This is a genomic window from Bartonella sp. OC68QHHN, from assembly GCF_042193875.1.
Lineage (GTDB): Bacteria > Pseudomonadota > Alphaproteobacteria > Rhizobiales > Rhizobiaceae > Bartonella > Bartonella grahamii_A.
Genome location: NZ_JBHIME010000019.1, coordinates 168337 through 190733 on the forward strand (window position 1 = coordinate 168337; position 22397 = coordinate 190733).

General features: G+C 38.2%; 18 protein-coding genes, 3 tRNA genes and 2 pseudogenes. 2 read left to right on the forward strand and 21 right to left on the reverse strand.

Annotation, left to right across the window (positions count from 1 at the left end; genetic code table 11):
- Positions 1-9: 9 nt before the first annotated feature.
- The 18 genes and pseudogenes from proS to ACFIJ0_RS02640 all read right to left on the reverse strand — a co-directional run bounded on the left by proS (position 10) and on the right by ACFIJ0_RS02640 (position 19097).
- Complete coding sequence (proS, locus tag ACFIJ0_RS02555) at positions 10-1335, reverse strand: proline--tRNA ligase (RefSeq protein ID WP_375623559.1); 1326 nt, start codon at positions 1333-1335, stop codon at positions 10-12.
- A 196-nt stretch (positions 1336-1531) separates the two neighbouring features.
- Positions 1532-3208: a ribonuclease J gene (locus ACFIJ0_RS02560; protein WP_375623557.1), complete on the reverse strand. Its 1677-nt coding sequence runs from the start codon at positions 3206-3208 to the stop codon at positions 1532-1534.
- Positions 3209-3253: 45 nt separating this feature from the next.
- Positions 3254-4063: a biotin--[acetyl-CoA-carboxylase] ligase gene (locus ACFIJ0_RS02565; RefSeq protein ID WP_375644196.1), complete on the reverse strand. Its 810-nt coding sequence runs from the start codon at positions 4061-4063 to the stop codon at positions 3254-3256.
- A complete protein-coding gene (gene nuoN, locus ACFIJ0_RS02570; RefSeq protein WP_375623554.1) occupies positions 4063-5517 on the reverse strand; it encodes an NADH-quinone oxidoreductase subunit NuoN in 1455 nt (484 codons plus the stop codon). Before nuoN ends, ACFIJ0_RS02565 begins: the two co-directional genes overlap by 1 nt.
- 17 nt (positions 5518-5534) lie before the next feature.
- Positions 5535-7004: an NADH-quinone oxidoreductase subunit M gene (locus tag ACFIJ0_RS02575; protein ID WP_375623552.1), complete on the reverse strand. Its 1470-nt coding sequence runs from the start codon at positions 7002-7004 to the stop codon at positions 5535-5537.
- On the reverse strand, positions 7004-8968 hold the full coding sequence (nuoL, locus tag ACFIJ0_RS02580) for an NADH-quinone oxidoreductase subunit L (protein WP_375623550.1): 1965 nt from the start codon (positions 8966-8968) through the stop codon (positions 7004-7006). Before nuoL ends, ACFIJ0_RS02575 begins: the two co-directional genes overlap by 1 nt.
- Before the next feature lie 6 nt (positions 8969-8974).
- Positions 8975-9283, reverse strand: coding sequence for an NADH-quinone oxidoreductase subunit NuoK (gene nuoK / locus ACFIJ0_RS02585; RefSeq protein WP_015856359.1), 309 nt, complete (start codon positions 9281-9283; stop codon positions 8975-8977).
- Positions 9284-9297: 14 nt separating this feature from the next.
- Positions 9298-9918 carry an NADH-quinone oxidoreductase subunit J gene (locus ACFIJ0_RS02590; RefSeq protein WP_375623548.1) on the reverse strand — a complete coding sequence of 207 codons (621 nt, stop codon included), beginning with the start codon at positions 9916-9918 and terminating at the stop codon, positions 9298-9300.
- A gap of 94 nt (positions 9919-10012) precedes the next feature.
- Positions 10013-10504 carry an NADH-quinone oxidoreductase subunit NuoI gene (nuoI, locus tag ACFIJ0_RS02595; protein ID WP_375623546.1) on the reverse strand — a complete coding sequence of 164 codons (492 nt, stop codon included), beginning with the start codon at positions 10502-10504 and terminating at the stop codon, positions 10013-10015.
- A 14-nt stretch (positions 10505-10518) separates the two neighbouring features.
- Positions 10519-11565, reverse strand: a complete 1047-nt coding sequence (nuoH, locus tag ACFIJ0_RS02600; RefSeq protein ID WP_375644200.1) for an NADH-quinone oxidoreductase subunit NuoH — start codon at positions 11563-11565, stop codon at positions 10519-10521.
- Between the two features lie 22 nt (positions 11566-11587).
- Complete coding sequence (gene nuoG / locus ACFIJ0_RS02605) at positions 11588-13657, reverse strand: NADH-quinone oxidoreductase subunit NuoG (RefSeq protein ID WP_375623544.1); 2070 nt, start codon at positions 13655-13657, stop codon at positions 11588-11590.
- A 63-nt stretch (positions 13658-13720) separates the two neighbouring features.
- Positions 13721-15028, reverse strand: a complete 1308-nt coding sequence (nuoF, locus tag ACFIJ0_RS02610) for an NADH-quinone oxidoreductase subunit NuoF (protein ID WP_375623542.1) — start codon at positions 15026-15028, stop codon at positions 13721-13723.
- Positions 15029-15174: 146 nt separating this feature from the next.
- Positions 15175-15847 (reverse strand): annotated as a pseudogene (gene nuoE / locus ACFIJ0_RS02615) (NADH-quinone oxidoreductase subunit NuoE).
- Positions 15847-17037 carry an NADH-quinone oxidoreductase subunit D gene (locus tag ACFIJ0_RS02620; protein WP_375623698.1) on the reverse strand — a complete coding sequence of 397 codons (1191 nt, stop codon included), beginning with the start codon at positions 17035-17037 and terminating at the stop codon, positions 15847-15849. The pseudogene nuoE and the gene ACFIJ0_RS02620 overlap by 1 nt, the downstream one beginning before the upstream one ends.
- 121 nt (positions 17038-17158) lie before the next feature.
- Complete coding sequence (locus ACFIJ0_RS02625) at positions 17159-17767, reverse strand: NADH-quinone oxidoreductase subunit C (RefSeq protein ID WP_375623696.1); 609 nt, start codon at positions 17765-17767, stop codon at positions 17159-17161.
- 16 nt (positions 17768-17783) lie between these two features.
- A complete protein-coding gene (locus tag ACFIJ0_RS02630) occupies positions 17784-18365 on the reverse strand; it encodes a NuoB/complex I 20 kDa subunit family protein (protein WP_375623540.1) in 582 nt (193 codons plus the stop codon).
- Entirely contained in the window at positions 18356-18721 is a 366-nt protein-coding gene (locus ACFIJ0_RS02635; protein WP_375623538.1) for an NADH-quinone oxidoreductase subunit A, read from the reverse strand. The genes ACFIJ0_RS02630 and ACFIJ0_RS02635 overlap by 10 nt, the downstream gene beginning before the upstream one ends.
- 299 nt (positions 18722-19020) lie before the next feature.
- Positions 19021-19097: transfer RNA gene (locus ACFIJ0_RS02640), tRNA-Asp, on the reverse strand.
- 174 nt (positions 19098-19271) lie between these two features.
- Here ACFIJ0_RS02640 and ACFIJ0_RS02645 point away from each other — a divergent pair.
- Both ACFIJ0_RS02645 and ACFIJ0_RS02650 read left to right on the forward strand, forming a co-directional pair.
- A tRNA-Val gene (locus ACFIJ0_RS02645) sits at positions 19272-19347 on the forward strand.
- Between the two features lie 866 nt (positions 19348-20213).
- Positions 20214-20303, forward strand: a tRNA-Ser gene (locus ACFIJ0_RS02650).
- Between the two features lie 628 nt (positions 20304-20931).
- Here the strand turns inward: ACFIJ0_RS02650 and ACFIJ0_RS02655 are convergent.
- From ACFIJ0_RS02655 to ACFIJ0_RS02665, 3 genes and pseudogenes are all read right to left on the reverse strand, one after another.
- Positions 20932-21208: pseudogene (locus ACFIJ0_RS02655) on the reverse strand (late control protein); the annotation flags it as partial.
- On the reverse strand, positions 21151-22080 hold the full coding sequence (locus ACFIJ0_RS02660) for a phage late control D family protein (protein WP_375661389.1): 930 nt from the start codon (positions 22078-22080) through the stop codon (positions 21151-21153). The gene ACFIJ0_RS02660 and the pseudogene ACFIJ0_RS02655, both read right to left, overlap by 58 nt.
- Complete coding sequence (locus tag ACFIJ0_RS02665) at positions 22071-22325, reverse strand: tail protein X (RefSeq protein ID WP_375661391.1); 255 nt, start codon at positions 22323-22325, stop codon at positions 22071-22073. Before ACFIJ0_RS02665 ends, ACFIJ0_RS02660 begins: the two co-directional genes overlap by 10 nt.
- Positions 22326-22397 lie beyond the last annotated feature (72 nt).

Genomic DNA, 22397 nt, shown 5'->3' on the forward strand with positions numbered 1-22397 from the left:
CATTTCCTATTAAATTATAGAAAGTTGGCTGAGTACATCTTCAACCTTTAGAGATTTTTTTACACCTGTTTTTCGATCTTTAATTTCAACTTCATTTTGTGCAATGCTGTTAGGACCAACAATGATTTGCGTTGGCAAACCAATCAAATCCATTGTTGCAAATTTTGATCCAGGACGTTCATTTCTATCGTCTAATAACGGATCAAAACCAGCCTCCTTTAATCCTTGATAGAGAAACTCACATGCCTGTGTGCATTTTTCATCATCCGATTTCATATTGATAATTCCAAAATCAAACGGTGCCATCGACTTTGGCCAAATAATACCATTTTCATCATGAGAAGCCTCAATAGCAGCCGCAACAAGACGCGAAGGTCCAATACCATAAGATCCCATAGAGACCACATGCTCTTTTCCATCTTGTCCCATAACTTTTGCTTCCATTGGAGCAGAATATTTCGTGCCAAAGTGGAAAATATGCCCTACTTCAATACCACGCGCTGAAAGACGATCATGATCAGAAACTTTAGCCCACCCCTCTTCATTATGCATTTCTTCCGTCGCTGCATAAAAAGATGTCCATTGTTTAACAATATCATCTAAAACAGCTTTATCACTAAAATCGATTGAACTATCAGGAACTGTAAGTTCAAGAAATTGTTTATCACAGAAGATAGCACTCTCTCCCGTTTCAGCTAAAATGATAAATTCATGACTAAGTTTCCCCCCTATTGGACCTGTATCTGCACGCATAGGAATTGCTTTTAAGCCAAGGCGAGAAAAAGTGCGTAAATAAGCAACAAACATACGATTATAAGATGTTTTAGAGCCTTCATAATCAAGATCAAAAGAATAAGCATCTTTCATTAAAAATTCTCGTGCCCGCATCACACCAAAACGTGGACGAATTTCATCACGAAATTTCCATTGAATATGATACAAATTAAGAGGAAGATCCTTATAAGAACGAACATATGAGCGAAAAATATCTGTTACCATCTCTTCATTGGTTGGACCATAAAGTAAATCACGCTTTTGACGATCTTTAATGCGAAGCATTTCCAAACCATAATCATCATAACGACCGCTTTCACGCCAAAGATCAGCGGATTGAATTGTAGGCATCAATATTTCTATTGCACCCGCACGTTCTTGCTCCTCACGAATAATTCTACAAACTTTATCAAGCACTTTTTTTCCCAAAGGAAGCCAAGAATAAATCCCTGATGTTTGTTGTCGAATCATTCCAGCGCGTAACATGAAGCGATGAGAAACAATTTCTGCTTCTTTAGGATTCTCTTTTAAAAGTGGAAGTAAATATTGAGAAAGACGCATTGAAATAATTAACTCCTAATCAGACCTATCATATCGGAACAATTTATCACCCCCTCTATTCATCTATAGCCGCATTCTGAATACTTGCAAATATAACGATCTTATTATTTAAAAATTTATTGTGCTTCATTCTCTATTTTTTTATTTAGCAATAAAATAAAAATGCTCTTCTTAAATAACGTAATATAGAAGTTCTTTATTTTGACCGATGTAAAAAAACTGTACAGATAGGTTTTTTTTGCCAAATTTCATGAACAGCCGCCCTCACTGCACGTCGTGTTGCCTCTCGAATAAGTTCATTATTTTTCTGTTTTATGCGTGGGATATTGTAAACTGTATTTTCTACAATATCTAAAAGAATATCTTTTAAACTTTCTCCTTTCCCATTATTTTCAGGTAACCCGAATGTTGTTAGACCTATATCTCCTAATAATTCATGCTTACTATTTATATGGAGAGAAATAGTAACATGACCAGCATAACTTAGTTTTCGGCGTTCACGAATCCCTAATTCATCAGCATCTCCAATTAAGCAACCATCCTTATAGATACGGCCAACAGGAACTTGATCAACAACTTCTACAGGCTCTGGTGCAAAACGTAACATATGTCCATTTCTGATATCCGTAACAATTTTAATACCCGCTTGTCGTGCTAAAGTTGCCTGAGCCTTAAGATGTATTGCTTCCCCATGTACAGGAACAAGTATCTGTGGCTTTATCCAATCATACATCTGTAAAAGTTCTGAACGACGGGGATGACCTGAAACATGAACAAGTGCATCTTCATTTGTAATAATTTCAATACCCAAATCAATGAAACGATTTTGTACCTCAATAATCGCTTTTTCGTTTCCTGGAATACTTCGTGATGAATAAATAACAGTATCACCAGCGGAAAGTGCAATATTTCTCATTCCATCACGTGACAGTTTAGTCAAAGCAGCACATGGCTCACCTTGGCTCCCCGTGACAATTAAAACAAGATCTTTTCGCGAGATATAACCATAATCATCTTCCGTTATAAATGGTGCTAAACCATTCATATAACCAAGCTCTTGTGCAACCATAATACTTCGCTTAAGGGAGCGCCCAATGACGAGCACTTTACGTCCAGCAGCTTCAGCTGCAAGAGCAATAGAACGTATCCGACCAATATTAGAAGAAAAAGTTGCTATTGCAACGCGCCCTTCAGCTTTGGAAATAATCTCAGAAAGACTGGCTTGAACTTGCTGCTCTGATGGAGATATACCATCCCGACACGCATTTGTAGAATCACAAAGTAATGCTAAAACACCTTTTTTGCCTAACGCACGAAATCTTTTTTCATCCGTTACAGCCTCAAGTGAAGGAGTATGATCAATTTTCCAATCACCAGTATGAATCACAGTCCCCAAAGAGGTTGTAATTGCTAAAGATACAGATTCTGGTATTGAATGGTTAACAGCTATAGCCTCTACAGCAAAGGAACCTACCTGAAAACAATCACCAGCTTGAAAAATATTGAGTAAAATTTTTTGAGATTCAAAATCTAATTGTTTTTTAGTTTCCAATAATCCTGCTGTAAAAGGCGTACAGTAAATTGGAACTTGTAACTTTGGCCATAAATCAAGAACGGCCCCATAATGATCTTCGTGTGCATGTGTTAAAACAAGACCCCGTATATTATGTTTTTCACTTTCTAGAAAACGAATATCAGGCAAAACAAGATCGACTCCTGGTAATTCAGAACCAGCAAAACTAATTCCCATATCAACCAGCAGCCATTCACGAAGATTTTTGGGACCAAATCCGTAAGCAGCTAAATTCGTCCCTATTTCACCTACACCTCCCAGAGGTAAAAAAACAAATTCATTCTTATTGGCTGCAACCATAAACATCTCCCAAATCATTAAAGTATCTGATGGTAAAATAATTTTTTAATAACGACCTGCATTAACAGAAGCAGCCGAACCAAAATGAACATCTCCAGCTGTTATAATGGCTGTCTGACCATTTTTTTGCTTTATGATGCAGTTAAAATCACTATCAAGACCATCAAAAATACCCTCAATGACTTTTTCATCATTCACCACTTTGACATGTTTCCCAAGGTGAGCAGAATATAAAAGCCATTTTTTTCGGATTATTTCACATCCTTTTGGTTGTTTCCAAAGAAGGTAATTTTTAGAAAAACACTCCGTCAAAACCGTAAATAATTGTTCTGCTTCAACATGCAAACCGATATTCTTTAAGCTTGAAGTGGAATAGGGTGCATCTTCATAATTATATTTCACATTTATTCCAATACCAATAACCAATGCATATTGTTGTGATGACAATTTTAAAATCTCAAGCAAAACTCCAGAGCTTTTTGCTCCTCTGAGCAAAATATCGTTTGGCCATTTTAAACTCACAATATTGTTTATCTGCTTTTCATCTTTTATCAATTGTTTTATTGCCTCTGCCACACTTACTCCAGCAACAAAACCAAGTTGAGCTGCAGTTTGATGAACAATATCATCAATTAATAAAAGACTAGAATAAAGGTTTCCTTTTGGACTAGACCAAGTTCTCCCTCTTCTTGCTCTTCCCTGTGATTGTTCTTGTGCAACAATCCAAAGATTACCTTGATGACTAGTTTGCGCCTTTCGTTGCGCAATGAGATTTGTTGAATTAACACGATCGTACGCTTCAACAGTGTATCCTTGTTCTTGAGCAAAATCTGATAAAATATAAACCATATTCATTAAAACAATGCAGCTGCTGCTTTTTCTGCTAATTCAGCGAACCAAACTCCAAAAAGTGTATAAAATAAAATAAACAATGCAGAAAGACCGAGACAAAATTGAAGCTCATTCGATAAAGCAACAAAATGCGCTTTTTCGTTATCAAACCACATAATTTTAATGACTCGTAAATAGTAAAAAGCTCCAACGACAGACGCTATCATCCCAACGACTGCAAGTGGCGTCAGACCAGCATGGACAGCAGCAGAAAATGTATACCACTTCCCAAAAAAACCAGCCATAGGTGGTATACTAGCTAAAGAGAAAAGCTGTATCGTCATAACAATAGCCATAAACGGATTTGTCTTTGCTAACCCTGAAAGGTCATAAATATTTTCAACATTGCCATTTCTAGACCGCATTCCAAGAATAAAAGCAAACGAGCCAATCGTCATTCCAAGATAAATCGTCATATAAAGAATAACACTTTTTATTCCTAGCATATCTCCAGCAGATAAACCAACAAGTGCATAACCCATATGACTGATCGACGAATAAGCCATTAAGCGCTTAATATTATTTTGACCAATTGCTGCAAATGCACCAAGTATCATTGATGCAAGAGCTATGAAGACCAAAATTTGTTGCCATGCAGGCATCACGTTATCAATACGCCCTAGGGGAATAAAGGTCATCACAATAATACGGATGATTAAAGCCATTGCAGCAACTTTAGGGGCACCAGCAAAAAATGCTGTAATTGGTGTTGGCGCTCCTTCATAAACATCAGGTGTCCACATATGAAATGGAACAGCAGAAATTTTGAAAGCCAAACCAGCTAAAATAAAGACAATGCCAAAAATGATCCCCAATTGTAAATTTTTACCTTTTAAAGCAAGAGCAATTTCGTGAAAACCAATTTGACCGGTAAAACCATAAAGCAAAGAAATACCATAAAGCAGCAACCCTGAAGATAATGCTCCTAAAACAAAGTATTTTATACCGGCTTCAGAAGATTTTACATTATTACGATTAATCGCTGCTAAAACATATAAAGCTAAAGATTGCAGTTCTAACCCCATATAAAGCGACAGCATATTACCCGCTGAAATCATAAACATCATTCCAAGGGTTGCTAAAAGAACAAGTACTGGAAATTCAAATATATTAAACTTTTGTGTATTGGCAAAACCAACAGACATAATAAGAGAAAAGAGTGCACCAATAAGCATTAAAATTTTCATATAACGACTAAAGGAATCGATAATGAGCGCATTGGTTTGAAATGAACCATTTTTCGGAAAAATTATAAGAATAATAATGGTTGCCACAAGAAGTGCCATGGCTAAACCTGTCACTGTTAAAGAAGCACGTGTATTAGAATAAACACCAATCATAAGCAGCACAACAGCCCCTAATGCAATTAAAAGCTCCGGAAGAATTAAGACTAATTGCGCGATTATTTCAGTTTGCATGTGCATTGTTCCCTTATCTAGTGCAGTTTATTGATGAGGGTTTCTACGGAAAACGCCGTTGCTTTAAGAATAGGCATTGGATAGATACCAAAGAATATTGTAAGAATAACCATTGGATAAAGGATAAATTTTTCTCTTAAAGAAAGATCTATTAATACTTTTAAATTCTCTTTATCCAAGGAACCAAAAACCACACGCCGATAAAGATAAAGGGCATAGGCTGCCGATAAGATAACACCTGTTGTTGCTAAAACAACAACCAATTTATTTACTTGAAAAACACCTATTAAGGTTAAAAATTCACCCAAAAATCCTGAGCTTCCAGGCAAACCAACATTTGCCATAGTGAAAATTAAGAAAACAACAGCATATTTAGGCATATTATTCACTAAACCACCAAACGCTGAAATTTCACGTGTATGCAAGCGATCATAGATAACCCCGACACAAAGAAACAACGCTGCTGAAATAATTCCATGGGATAGCATCTGATAAATAGCCCCTTGTATCCCTTGTTCATTCGCAGCAAAAATGCCCATTGTTACATACCCCATATGCGCTATTGAAGAATAAGCAATAAGTTTTTTGATATCATTTTGAACAAGTGCGACCAACGATGTATAAATAATAGCGATAAGCGATAATGTGAAAATCAAAGGTGCAAAATCTGCTGAAGCGATAGGAAACATAGGCAAAGAAAAACGAAGAAAACCATACCCACCTAATTTGAGTAAGACACCAGCTAAAATAACGGAACCCGCTGTCGGTGCTTCTACGTGAGCATCAGGGAGCCATGTATGAACTGGCCACATTGGCATTTTAACTGCGAAAGAAGCAAAAAATGCAAGCCATAACCATATTTGCATATGAGCAGGAAACTGATAATTGAGTAAAGCTGGTATATCAAGTGTCCCAGCCTCCCAATACATAACCATAAGAGCAACCAGCATAAGCACTGAACCAAGTAAAGTATATAAGAAAAACTTTATACTTGCATAAACACGACGTGCTCCACCCCATACACCTATAATGATAAACATTGGAATGAGGCTGCCTTCAAAAAAAACATAGAATAGCATTGCATCAAGAGCACAAAAAACGCCAATAATCGCAACTTCTAGAAGAAGAAACGCAATCATATAAGCCTTTAATCTCTCTTTAACATTCTCCCAACTTGCTAAAATACAGAAAGGCAAAAGAAAAGCTGAGAGAACAACAAAAAGAATAGAAATACCATCAATCCCCATATGATAGCTAATGCCACCCCCTAACCAACTGGATTTTTCAACCATTTGAAAATTTTGGTTGCTAGAATCAAATCCTATCCAAATAATTAAAGAAATAATAAAAACAAATACAGTCGTAAAAAATGCGACATTACGTATATTATGGCGTGCTACTTCACTATCATCTTTGATAAACAAAATCAGAAGCACACCAACAAGTGGCAAAAATGTAACCGTAGAAAGAATAGGCCAATCGGTCATTAGTTTACTCCCCCGATCATCATCCATGTAATGAGTAATGCAACGCCGATAAGCATTGCAAATGCATAGTGGTAAAGATAGCCTGTTTGCATTCGAACAACTCTATTTGTAATATCAACAACACGCGCTGCGATACTATTAGGACCTAGACCATCAATAATCTTAGCGTCTCCCACTTTCCAAAGAAAAGAACCAATTCTAAAGGTAGGACGAATAAACAAAAAGTTATATAATTGATCAAAATACCATTTTTGGTAAAGAAAGTTATATGCTCCTGGCATAATACGAACCATTTTCTTAGGAAGAGATGGAATAGAAACATAAAATAAATAAGCTAAGATAAACCCAAGAACCATCGCTATAAATGGCGACCATTTTACCCAATTAAAGACATGGTGAGCATCATGAAGAATGTGATTGTGGCTGCTTGTAAATAATGCTCCCTTCCAAAAAGCATTATACAATTCACCAAAAAAGTAAGGTTGGAAAATGACACCAGAAAATATTGCTCCAATAGATAAAATAAAGAGTGGAATCAACATAACTGGAGGCGATTCATGAACATGATGCATAACATCAACTGTTGCCCGTGGTTTACCATGGAATGTCATAAAGATAAGCCGCCATGAATAGAAACTTGTTAATAAAGCTGCAAAAACAAGAAGATAAAAAGCATATCCTGAAGCAATATTATGGGATGCAAAAGCAGACTCTATAATCGCATCTTTTGAAAAAAAACCTGCAGTCCCGAAAAGTGTTCCTGGAATTCCCACACCTGTCAATGCAATGGTTCCTATCATCATCATCCAATAGGTAACCTTTATATGTTTGCGTAACCCACCCATTTTTCGTATATCTTGTTCATCAGATACAGCATGAATCACAGAACCTGCACCAAGAAATAATAAAGCTTTAAAAAAAGCATGCGTAAAAAGATGAAAAACAGCAGCGCCATAAGCTCCAACACCTAATGCCACAAACATATAACCAAGTTGAGAGCATGTAGAATAAGCAATAATACGTTTAATATCATTCTGCACCAACCCCACAGTTGCTGCAAAAAACGCTGTTGTTGCTCCAACAATAATAATCACGGTCAAAGCAGTCGAAGAAAGTTCAAAAATTGGCGACATACGCGCAACCATAAAAACACCAGCCGTTACCATTGTAGCGGCATGAATAAGCGCTGATACAGGGGTTGGTCCTTCCATTGCATCAGGCAGCCATGTATGTAAAAGAAACTGTGCTGACTTTCCCATAGCACCAATAAATAATAAAAGACATGTAATGGTAATTGCCGTCTGCCCATCAAATTGCCAACCTAAAAATGTCATATTTTGTATAAAGCTATTGTTTGCAGCTTTTGCAAAAATAGAGGAAAAATCAACCGATTGGAATAAAACAAAAATACTAAAGATTCCTAAGAGAAAACCAAAATCTCCAACACGGTTAACTACAAAAGCTTTCATTGCGGCCTTATTAGCAGAATCGCGCTGAAACCAAAAACCAATGAGTAAATAAGAAGCAAGTCCGACACCTTCCCATCCAAAAAACATCTGAATCAAATTATCGGATGTCACCAACATAAGCATCATAAATGTAAACAAAGAAAGATAAGAAAAAAAACGAGATCTTGAAGGGTCATGGTGCATATAACCAATTGAATAAATATGTACCAATGCCGAAACACTGTTCACAACAATAAGCATGACAGCTGTTAATGCATCAACATGTAAAGCCCAATTAAAGCTTAAGTCACCAATAGTAATCCAATGTAATACCAATACATCAACCGCTGGAATATGACCAAATGCAATACTGAAAAATGCTATCCACGATAATATGGCAACAACAACCATAAAGCTACATGTTATCAATTCACTCGCACGATCTCCTATCATTTTTCCACCTAGTGCAGCAATTAAAAAGCCCAAAAGCGGAAGAAAGACAATCGTATAATACATCACTGGTTAGCCTTTCATTACATTAACATCTTCAACCGCAATGGAACCACGATTACGGAAAAAAACAACCAGAATTGCTAAACCAATGGCAGCTTCAGCAGCTGCTACAGTTAAGACAAATAAAGCAAATATCTGACCAACGAGATCATGAAGAAATGCTGAAAATGCAACAAAATTGAGATTAACTGAAAGCAATATAAGCTCAATGGACATCAAGATAATAATCACGTTTTTTCTGTTGAGAAAAATTCCAGCAATACCAATTGTAAACATCAAAGCAGAAACAGTGAGATAATGTGTAATATCAATATACATCTACATAGCCTCCCTTATATACCTTTGCCTGATTCAACTTGTTTGATTTCAATGGCACTTTCTACCGTTCTAGAAACCTGCTCAGCAATAGATTGCCGCTTTACTCCTAATTTATGATGAAGTGTTAAAACAATAGCACCAATCATTGCAACCAATAAAATCATTCCAGCAATTTGAAAATAGAAAATATAATCCGTATAGAGAATATCACCTAATGCTTGTGTATTTGTTCGCTGCACTAAATCTGGCATTGGTTGCGTAACATGCATTCTCAATACTGGAGGAAAATAGCTACTCATAAAAACAACAATCAATTCTACAGCGATAATAACACCAATAAGAGCTCCAATAGGAGCATACCGAAGAGCTTCACTCTGTAACTCAGCAAAATCAACGTCAAGCATCATAACGACAAATAAAAATAAAACAGCGACAGCTCCAACATAAACAACAAGCAGAATAAGCCCTAAAAACTCTGCTCCTGCAAGCAAAAATAAAGCCGCTGCATTAAAAAATGCAAGGATTAAAAACAAAACAGAATGCACTGGATTGCGTGCTGTAATAACAATAACTGCACTTGTTAGCATAATAAAAGCAAACAAATAGAAAAATGCCGCCGCTAGATCTGTTAGCATAGGCTTCTCCTTAATTATTCAAAGAATTGGTATAAACTTCATACCAGATTACAATTTATCGGAAAAATATCCGACACCTCATTTAACGATACACTTAACGATAAGGCGCATCCATCAATATATTTCGAGCAATTTCTCGCTCCCAACGATCTCCATTTATTAAAAGTTTTTCTTTATCATAATAGAGTTCTTCACGCGTTTCTGTTGCAAATTCAAAATTTGGACCTTCAACAATAGCCTCTACCGGACAAGCTTCTTGACAAAAACCGCAGTAGATACACTTAACCATATCGATATCATAACGAACAGTTCTACGCGTACCATCATTACGTCGCGGTTCAGCCTCAATTGTAATCGCTTGCGCAGGGCAAATTGCTTCACATAATTTACAAGCAATACACCGTTCTTCACCATTTGGATAACGACGCAATGCATGCTCACCGCGAAAACGCTGAGACACAAAACCTTTTTCATAAGGATAATTAATCGTGGGCTTTGGTGAAAAAAATTGACGCATGGCTAAGAAAAAAGCACTCACAAATTCCAATAAAAGAAGTGACTTTGCCGCCTGAATAAAACCTGACATCGTAAAATCTCCTTTTAAACGAAATCCGTAAACTTTAAAAAAGCAGCAGTTATCACAACCATTGCTAGTGAGAGAGGAAGAAAAACCTTCCAACCAAGTCGCATGAGCTGATCATAGCGATAGCGTGGAACAAATGCTTTAACCATAGCAAACCAAAAAAATACAAAACAGACTTTTAAAACAAACCAAATGATACCAGGAACCCAATTAAGCCACCAAACATCTAAGGGAGGCAGCCAACCGCCTAAAAATAGAATGGTTGTTAATGCGCACATTAAAACAATCGCAACATATTCACCAAGAAAGAAAAGCATGTAAGGCGTTGAAGAATATTCTACCATATGTCCAGCTACAAGTTCAGATTCTGCTTCCACCAAATCGAATGGAGGACGGTTTGTCTCTGCGAGCGCAGAAATAAAAAATATAATAAACATTGGAAAAAGGACCAACCAATTCCAATCGAGAAAGCTATTAAAAGGAAGACCAAGAGTTGTACCAAGCCCGTGCGTTTGTTTAAAAACAATTGTTGTGAGATCCAACGAACCACTTATTAAAATGACAGTTACAAGCACAAAACCAATTGAAACTTCATAAGAAACCATTTGTGCTGCCGAACGAAGAGCTCCTAAGAAAGGATATTTTGAATTTGATGCCCATCCCCCCATAATAACACCATAAACTTCAAGAGATGAAATGGCTAAGATATAAAGCAAGCCAACATTAATCTTCGCAACCTCCCAGCCCTCATTGACAGGAATAACAGCCCAAGTTGATAAAGCAAGTGTCGCTGAAACAAAAGGAGCCAAAAGAAAAACACCCTTATTCGCAGCTGCAGGGATAATAGGCTCCTTAACAACAAACTTAATTAAATCTGCAAAAGACTGTAACAATCCCCACGGACCAACAACATTCGGACCACGCCGCAATTGTACCGCTGCCCAGATCTTTCTATCTGCGTAAAGAAGATAAGCAACTAAGACCAAAAGCACGACCAAAAGAAGAAGTGTTTTTCCGATTATAATGAGTAATGGCAACAGCCAAGTCATAAAGAAATCATACATCATTATTCCTTTTCCTTTGCCCTTACTTTACAGTTTGCGTAGCACGGTTTTTTGCAAGAGATGAACATTCAGCCATAACAGCAGAAGCACGTGCTATCGGATTTGTTAAATAAAAGTCTTTAACCGTAGAAGTAAATGTTTGACTCTCTAGAGAAACCATTTGTGAACCAAGCACCTTAAGACCATTTATATCAGAAGGCACTATATCATCAACAGCACAAAGGTGTGGATAATCATTAAACAAGCATTGTCTTAATTGAGAAAGAGAATCAAAAGGGAGCCTTTGTCCTAAAATGTCCGATAAAGCACGCAAAATAGCCCAATCTTCTTTTGCTTCACCTGGAGCAAAACCAGCCCGATTTGTCATTTGAACACGTCCTTCTGTATTCACATAAAGTCCTGATTTTTCAGTGTAAGCAGATGCAGGCAAAATAACATCAGCAGCATGTGCACCATTATCACCATGGCTACCAATATAAACTGTAAAAGCTTTTGTATTGGCTAATTCTACTTCATCAGCACCAAGCAAAAATAAAACTTCACAGGTTTTAATAATATTTGCAACCCCAAGCTTAGAAGTAAAGCCTATATCCAACCCTCCAACAATTGATGCTGCATTATGAAGAACTCCAAACCCATTCCATTCTTCACTAAGAGCACCAATATTATCAGCTAATTTAGCAAGACTTTTTAAAACAGATAAACCCTCATTTCCTAAAACAGCTCCCTCTCCGAAAAGAATAAGGGGCCTCTTCGCTTCTTTTAAGACATTAAAAAAAACATCCTCTCCACGAATAAGTTTCGTTAATGTATCACTCCCAGATCCAAGATAAGAATAAGGATAACGTAAATCGACTTTCTCTCCAATTAATGCGATAGGAAAATTTCCCATCCGTTGGCGCTTTAAAATACGCGCATTTAAAACAGCCGCTTCATGACGTGGATTAGATCCCACAATAAGCATTGCATCAGCCTGTTCAATACCTACAATTGTAGGATTAAAAATATAACTCGAACGACCAAACTCAGGCGATAAAGCCCCCCCTCTTTGACGACAATCAAAAAGCGTTGATCCCAAAGAGCTTAATAATGCTTTAAGGGCATACATTTCTTCAACAGAAGCAAGATCTCCAGCAATGGCTCCAATTTTTTCTGGAAAAATTTTAGAGATCACCATTTTAATTTTTGTAAAAGCTTCTGTCCAACTGACAGGTCGAAGCTTTCCATCTTTGCGTACATATGGTTTATCAAGCCGCTGAGTCCGTAATCCATCCCAAATAAAACGCGTTTTATCAGAGATCCATTCCTCATTTACATCTTCATTCGTACGCGGCATAATCCGCATAACTTCACGGCCGCGGCTATCAATACGGATAGCACTACCAAGCGCATCCATCACATCAATCGATTCCGTTTTTACCAATTCCCACGAACGGGCATGAAACGCATAAGGTTTTGAAGTTAAAGCTCCCACCGGACAAAGATCAATAACATTTCCCTGTAATTCAGATGTCATAGCTTTTTCAAGATACGTCGTAATTTCAGCATCTTCACCACGACCGATCAAACCAAGCTCAGAAATACCTGCGACTTCCGTTGTAAAACGAACACACCGTGTACAATGAATACACCGTGTCATAACAGTTTTGACAAGAGGTCCAATATATTTATCTTCTACAGCACGTTTATTTTCTGTATAACGAGAACAATCTCGTCCATAAAGCATTGCTTGATCTTGAAGATCGCATTCTCCCCCTTGATCACACACTGGACAATCCAAAGGATGATTAATGAGAAGAAATTCCATAACGCCTTCACGTGCTTTTTTTACCATCGCCGTATTGGTAAAAATCTCAGGTGCTTCACCATTAGGCCCTAATCGTAAATCACGAACCCCCATAGCACAAGAAGCCTGAGGCTTTGGAGGACCACCCTTAACCTCAACCAAACACATACGACAATTTCCAGCAATTGACAAAGATTCATGAAAACAAAAACGTGGAATTTCTGCCCCAGCCGCCTCAGCAGCTTGAAGCAACGTGTAGTAATCAGGAACTTCAATCTCTTTGCCATCAACTTTGATATTTATCATCACCCATCCAACCTGCGGATAACCCACTTAAAATTTGCATTCGGTTGCTCTTTTAAAAATCTTCTATCCTACTGCTTCCAAAGCAATATTTTTTCTTTGGACTACATTTCGCGTGTATTCATCAATTCTACGCTCGATTTCCGGACGAAAATTACGTATCAACCCCTGTACAGGCCATGCGGCAGCATCTCCAAGCGCACAAATAGTGTGTCCTTCAACCTGCTTAGACACTTCAAACAAAAGATCAATCTCGCGTTTTTGCGCTCTTCCTTCAACCATACGCCCTAAAAGACGCATCATCCAACCCGTCCCCTCACGACACGGTGTACACTGACCACAACTCTCGTGCTTGAAAAAAGCAGCTATACGCCAAATTGCCTTGATAATATCGGTTGATTTATCCATAACAATCATTCCCCCTGTGCCAAAAGAAGACCCGACATCTCGTATCCCATCAAAATCCATGATCGCATCGATCATATCCTCACCGCGGACGACTGGACAAGAAGCTCCCCCTGGAATAACTGCTAAAAGATTATTCCAGCCACCACGAACACCACCCGTGTGTTTTTCAATTAATTCACGGAATGAAACACCAAGAGCATCTTCAAATGTACAAGGTGTATTAACATGCCCTGAAACCATAAATAATTTCGTTCCAACATTATTTGCTCGTCCGATTGATGAAAACCACGAAGCACCCCGCCGCAAAATCGTTGGAACAACGGCAATGGACTCTACATTATTTACTGTTGTTGGACAGCCATAAATCCCCATATTGGCAGGAAATGGTGGTTTAAGCCGAGGTTGTCCCTTTTTTCCCTCAAGACTTTCAAGAAGAGCCGTTTCTTCACCACAAATATAAGCACCAGCTCCATGATGAATAACAATATCACAAGCATGCCCATATTTCGTTTTTTTGCCAAGTAAACCTGCATCATAGCATTCATCAACGGCAGCTTGAAGCGCTTCTCGTTCACGAATATATTCACCACGAATATAAATAAAAGCAACATTTGCTCCCATAGCAAAAGTAGCGATTGCACATCCTTCAATCAAAGTATGAGGGTCATGACGTAAAATATCACGGTCTTTACAAGTTCCAGGTTCAGATTCATCTGCATTGACAACCAAATAATGAGGACGCCCATCATTCTGCTTTGGCATAAAAGACCACTTCATTCCGGTAGGAAAACCAGCACCACCACGACCGCGTAAACCCGATGCTTTTACCTCATCAATGATCCAATCACGGCCTTTGTCAATCATCTCTTTCAGGCCATTCCAATGCCCACGCAACATCGCAGCCCTTAATGATTTTTCTTTTAAACCATAAAGATTGGTGAAGATACGATCTTTATCAGCTAGCATACCCCACCTTTTTTTCTATTACCCATAGCATTTTCCGCTTTTCCTCAAATGCAATTTTTAAATATCTTTTCAAGACTTCTTACTTTTCGTTAAATGTTGCCATCATGGGTAGAATAATAAAATATTTTTTCAAGAAAAATACTTCATTATGTTTCTATTCTTTCCTTATCCTTTTTTGGTGAAGACTTAAGAGATCTTTTTTTCTTTCTCATCATCAATAAGAGAAGTTAAACCACTAATCGGTTCCGACGATTTACGACTACTTTGCGGACCAACTGCTATCTCAGAACCTTTTCCTGCTTCAAATGCATCAATAATTTCTTCAAGACGCTCAGCTGTAAGATCTTCATAGGTATCTTTAAAAATCATAACCATCGGGGCATTCACACAAGCACCAAGACATTCTACCTCTTCCCATGATAAGGTTCCATCCTGATTGGTAGCAAAAGGTTCATGATGAATTTTTTTCTGACAAACTTTAATTAATTCACCAGATCCACGCAACATACAAGGGGTCGTGCCACAAACTTGAATATGTGCCTTTGTTCCCACGGGTTTGAGTTGAAACTGAGTGTAAAAAGTTGCAACTTCCAAAACACGAATATAAGCCATGGAAAGAATCTGAGCAATATGCTCAATCGCAGCACGTGTCACCCAACCATCTTGCTCTTGAGCACGCATTAATAATGGAATTACAGCAGACTGCTCACGCCCTACAGGATATTTCTCTATAGTATTTTTTACCCATATCTGATTTTCTTTTGTAAAAGAAAACTCAGCGGGCTGATAAACATTATCTGCAAGACGGCGTACGGACATTAGCGATCAACCTCCCCAAAAACAATATCAATCGAACCCAAAATAGCTGTAGCATCCGCCAGCATATGGCCTCTGGTTAAAAAATCCATAGCTTGGAGATGAGCAAACCCAGGAGCACGCAACTTGACACGATAAGGCTTATTGGTTCCATCAGAAACAAGATAAACACCAAACTCACCCTTCGGAGCTTCCACAGCAACATATACTTCTCCAGGAGGCGTATGAAAACCTTCCGTATAAAGCTTGAAATGGTGAATCAGTGCTTCCATCGAACTTTTCATTTCACTCCGCTTCGGTGGTACAATTTTGCGATCCAAGCTCGAAACCGGCCCATTTTTTTCAGTACTCAGTAAACGCTCCACACATTGGCGCATAATTTTCGCTGATTGACGCATTTCTTCCATACGAATAAGATAGCGATCATAACAATCGCTATTTTTACCTATAGGAATATCGAATTCCATTTCATCGTAACATTCATAAGGCTGACTTTTACGCAAATCCCATGGAACACCAGCTCCACGAATCATAACCCCAGAAAAACCACGTGCCCAAGCTTCATCAATACTTACAACGCCAATATCCACATTACGCTGCTTAAAAATCCGATTTGGGGTCACAAGCGCATCAAGTTTCCCGAGAGAAATAAGAAATGGATCAATAAAATCACCAATATCTTCAACTAAAGATTCTGGTAAATCTTGATGCACGCCACCAGGACGAAAATAATTTGCATGAAGACGAGCGCCACAGGCACGCTCATAAAAAATCATCAATCTTTCACGCTGCTCAAACCCCCAAAGCGGTGGTGTTAAAGCACCAACATCCATTGCCTGTGTCGTTACATTAAGCAAATGATTAAGAATACGCCCAATTTCAGAAAACAAAACACGTATTAATTGTCCTCTTTTAGGAACTTTAATATCCAATAACTTTTCAATAGCAAGAACAAAAGCATGTTCCTGATTCATAGGGGCAACATAATCCAAACGATCTAGATAAGGACCCGCTTGAAGATAAGTTTTTGTTTCCATTAATTTTTCGGTACCGCGATGCAATAACCCAATATGTGGATCTACACGCTCAACAACTTCACCGTCCAACTCCAGAACCATGCGCAAAACCCCATGCGCGGCAGGATGCTGCGGACCAAAATTGATATTAAAGTTTCGAACATTGACCTCAGCCACCATCAACCCCTTGCTTTTAAAAAAACTTCATATCAAATATCAAAAAAATCTATCATACTAAAAAATATTTAATTATTTTAAAAATACAGTACTCTACTGTAACGCCTTATCAAAATTAATATTATTTTTCACCACCTATTTTTTCATCACATGGCAAAGTATACTGTCCTCCTTCCCAAGGAGAAAGAAAATCAAAATTACGCATCTCTTGGCGCAAAACAACAGGCTCATAAATTACCCTCTTTGCTTCATTATCATAACGGCATTCAACAAATCCTGTCACAGGAAAGTCTTTGCGTAAAGGATATCCTTCAAACCCATAATCTGTTAAAATCCGTCTTAAATCCGGATGTCCTGAAAATAAAATCCCATACATATCATACGTTTCACGTTCATACCACTCTGCGCCAGGATAAACCGTACAAGCTGAAGCAACAGGAGTATTTTCATCCGTACGAACTTTTACACGTAAGCGTAAATTCTCACGAGGAGATAACAATTGGTAAGAAACATCAAAGCGCTTATCGCGAAAAGGATAATCCACACCACTAATGTCTGTAAGATTAATAAATTGACAGCGCGAATCATCACGAACAAACATTAAGACATCGATAATTGCATCAAGACGTGCCACAATGGTCAATTCACCAAAAGCAAGAACAGTCTCTTCAAGCTTATTTTTTAACTTATTTTTCAAATAAGCAGCAAGTTCAATCAAAGTTTCATCCATCATAACAAAAAACTCTCTATCGCTCTATGGATCCGATACGACGGATTTTTTTCTGTAGCAACAATATGCCGTATAATAATGCCTCTGCTGTAGGTGGACACCCTGGAACATATATATCGACAGGCACGATACGATCACATCCACGCACTACTGAATAGGAATAATGATAATATCCCCCACCGTTTGCACATGACCCCATAGAAATCACATAACGTGGCTCTGGCATCTGATCGTACACTTTTCTTAAAGCAGGAGCCATCTTATTTGTTAGAGTACCTGCCACCACCATCACATCTGATTGACGGGGTGAAGCTCGTGGTGCATATCCAAAACGTTCATTATCATAATGAGGCATTGAGCATTGCATCATTTCAATAGCACAACAAGCCAAACCAAAACTCATCCACATTAAAGAACCTGTACGCGCCCAAGTAATCAAAGCATCTGCGGAGGTAACTAAAAATCCCTTATCTGATAATTCAGCATTAATATCACGAAAAAACTTATCGTCAGATCCTATCAGCTCACCAGTATTGGGATCAATGATTCCTTTTGGTTTTGGAGCAGAAATCGCTGAATTATTAGACCTTAATTCCATTCAAGGGCTCCTTTTTTCCATTCATATATAAATCCAATAGTCAAAATCGCTAAAAACACAATCATCGACCAAAAGCCAAACATACCTATTGATTCGAATGAAACAGCCCAAGGAAAAAGAAAAGCAACTTCAAGATCAAAAATAATAAATAAAATTGATACCAAATAGAAACGAATATCAAACTTCATGCGTGCATCACTAAATGAATTAAACCCACATTCATAAGCCGATAACTTTTCAGGATCGGGAGAACGATATGCTACAATGTAAGGTGTAATCAACAAAACTCCAGCAATAACTGCTGACACAATAATAAAAACCACGACCGGTAAATAAGAGCTCAATAAATAAGCCATAACCCTCTTCCATCGTAATGAAATGCCTGAGTTTAACACAATGATTCAATATTGCGAGACCAAACAGACAAATTTAATAATTGCTCTGTTAACTCTATTCATACTGCTTCAAAGGCATACAGAGCGATACTTTTCTTATCGGCATAGGTAACGCAGAGCAAAGAAAGACGCAAGTCCTATTCTTATAAACCATATAAAAAGAAAGAAAAAACACATTTATCCCTCAATCAAATACTCCACCGCCTTAATTCATAGCATATGGATATTTTAAAAAGGAAATTTCATAAAGAATCATGAAATGGCGCGAGTGACGGGGCTCGAACCCGCGACCTCCGGCGTGACAGGCCAGCACTCTAACCAACTGAGCTACACCCGCGCATTTTTTTTCGAACCAATTTAATTTGGTACAAGCGGTCGTGTAAGGGTTTCATGCGTTTATGTCAAGAAGGATTGTGCATTTTTAAAAAAAATTATCAAATACCATCTTTATTCTTGCGTTTAGAAAAATTTTTCCTTAAAGAGTTTCCATTCAATTGCTAATCATTGCATTGGGCGATTAGCTCAGCTGGTAGAGCGCCTCGTTTACACCGAGGATGTCGGGAGTTCGAGTCTCTCATCGCCCACCATTTTATTTCGTAAATAAATTTTTTATTTTACACATACTTGTGAATGAAACGGCTTTTAAAGCCTTATTTGTTAAAGTTTATACTTTCTGCCTCTGCATAATTTAGCGTTTTTAAGTTCTATTCTTGAAAAACTATACAACACCTGCACAAACTATCTATTGATCTAAGCGTATTGCTTAATAATCTTTTCTTCCATTCCAATTAACTTTTTGTTTATCCCACAGAAAAAGCATTATAAATATACCTAATTTCCAGTCATATCTGGAAGAGGTTTTAAACTGTCGATGCAAATCTTATATAAAATTTTATCCAAATAGTGCAAATCAGCCATTCTCTCCAAGATACCCTTTAGACGCACTCGATATCTGAATATTTTTATTTAAAAAATTAAAATCTTTTAAAGATCTGTCTTATCGAATTGTACTTATTTAAACTCAATAAAAACTTTCCTTGAATATATTATGTCATTCTTACAAATTTATCTCTCATAAACTGTCAGAGAAATAACATTTTCTTTTCGCAGATATGGACGATCTGAATAGACTAAATATCTGGAAAGGTAGAATAATTAAAAAATATACGCCCGCAAAGAATTTAATATAATTTATCAAACATTTTCAACTGAACATTTCTTATTATTACGAATAACGATCGTTAGAACTTTAAAAAATATTGCTTTGTGAAAAATTTTAAACAGAAAAAACTATCATGTTTAAAAATGAAACTCTTAGATAACATACTCAATGAATTGACTTATGAAGAATTATTTTAATTGAAACTTAAATAGTTTTACAAAGAACGCTTTAAAATACGCATTAAAATGATTGACCTTTTGCAAGAAATTTGTCAAAAAGCATATCCAGTTTGGAGGGGTGGCCGAGCGGTTTAAGGCACCGGTCTTGAAAACCGGCGTGCAGGAAGCTGTACCGTGGGTTCGAATCCCACCCCCTCCGCCACAGCACTTTTATGGTGCTATAACTTATTGATTTTATGTGTGTTTTTTCAAGGTGCGGGATTCGTTGTGGCTTGCCAGCGTGTAGCTTGCCAGCAGGTTTTGTATAATTTGCCTGTAGCTTGCCAGCGGGTTTTGTATATTTTGCCACTAGGTTTTGTACCAATTTATTTTTTTTAAAGAGTTTTTAAGGGGTTCTCAAAGGATCTTCAAAGACCTTTCAAAGATCATTTAAAGCCTCTTTTTCTTTTCTGCTCAAAATCGCAATTTGAGATGATCAATCATTGAGTTGGAATCGTATTATTTGAGAAGCAGTGTGCATAAAATGGTATGACTTCTTTTAGCATAAATTGACTGATGATTTTTCTGTATCCTAAGCACATTATTCAGGACATTATTAAAAAGGGAAGCGTTTAAGGAATTCGGTCAACTTGACCAAATTGCTCTTCAGTCTGCAATTGTGCAATGTTTGCACCATTGCTCCTTTTAGGAATTGGGTAAACAATACCTTATTGCTGTACTCATGCAATTGGATCAACTTGATCCTATTTCTCGTTTTAGCAATTGGTGCAAGTTGCACCTATTCCTCATCACGACCGATCAAAGGGTCAAGTTGTCCCTTTGATTTTCTGTCACTCAGAGGTTTCCTTTTCTCCTGCCTCTTTTCCCTTGTCTGGTGCTTCGAGTGTAGTTTCTGTTGTGTATCCGCTTTGTTTTTCATAGCAGTGGGTGACAGTGGAAGCTTTCCATGGTCCATTGATTTCGCCGCGAAACCCTTGCAATAAAANGCCCACGAAACCCTTGCAATAAAAGAGGTTGATCCGCCATGATTTCTGGGCGCCCTTCTAGAGTTAAGGAACCACTGCCCACAGCACGGCAAAGTCGGTCTGATTCTGATGCAGCAGCAGCTCGTGCTTCTTCCTNAGAGGTTGATCCGCCATGATTTCTGGGCGTCCTTCTAGAGTTAAGGAACCACTGCCCACAGCACGGCAAAGTCGGTCTGATTCTGATGCAGCAGCAGCTCGTGCTTCTTCCTCACAAGTGTAACAAGTCCGCAGACGGCGCACGGGACCGCTAAACCCTGTATGATGCTTGACTTGGCATTGCTGCCCTTTTGAGCGATCAAAATAAGAAGCCTCAATCGTGCCATATTGCGTGCGCGGCTCTAACGTGAATTCCCAGTTGGAACAGTCATGTTTATGGATGTCGAGTGCTGGTAAGTTATCCCCGCTTAAAAACAAAAACTTATTGTCCTTAATCAAAAAACGTGCCTGCATGCGGTCAGCAAGGCGGGTTAAAAAATCAACAGCCGATTGATCTGTACGAATCACATAAGGCAAAATTTGTTTGGTGAACTGGGGACTGACCTTTGCTTGATAGCCATGGCGTTTGGCAAGTGTCTCAACAATCTCACTAATGGTTTGGTGGTCAAAATGCTCACTCACCTGTTCTTTGAGCTCTTTACGCATCGAGGCACTTTTGCCACAAAGGCGCAAAATCTCTCCATCACTGCCACCACAACTCACAACCGATTCGACAACAAAACGCCCCATAAATGCGCTGATGCTGTTCTCATAACCAAAGATCACCTGTAGCGCACTGTTGCTCTGTGGAACCTCTAAATCATTCCCACTATCGTCAAACTCTGCTTCAAATGTATCGGCTTCATTACCGGCATGGTCCGTAATGGTTGCGGTTAAAAGACGCTGGTAAAAAACCTCATGAACAGGTTTGTCTCCCACCTTGACCGCAATAAAGGGGTGTATGCGTATTAATCCCATAACCGCTTCACCATGCTTTGGGGATTAGACAACACAAATTCAGGCAAAGTAACCGTTAAGCCGCGCGGTAAAAACACACCATATTTGGCAATCTCTGGATTGGCTTCCAGTGTGGCTTCACAATAGCCCTTTAGTCCCCCAACTTGGATGCGGTCTCCTAACACAGCCATGGCATGTTGAAAGCAGAGGAGGTCTAAGCTCATATCCTCTAGCTCTACAACCACATGCTTTTCTGGTATCTTCATGGCGTTTGCTCCACTTGATATTGCCCCACTTGGGTTTGTCCCACTTGATATTGTCCTTGCGGTTTTCCGCCA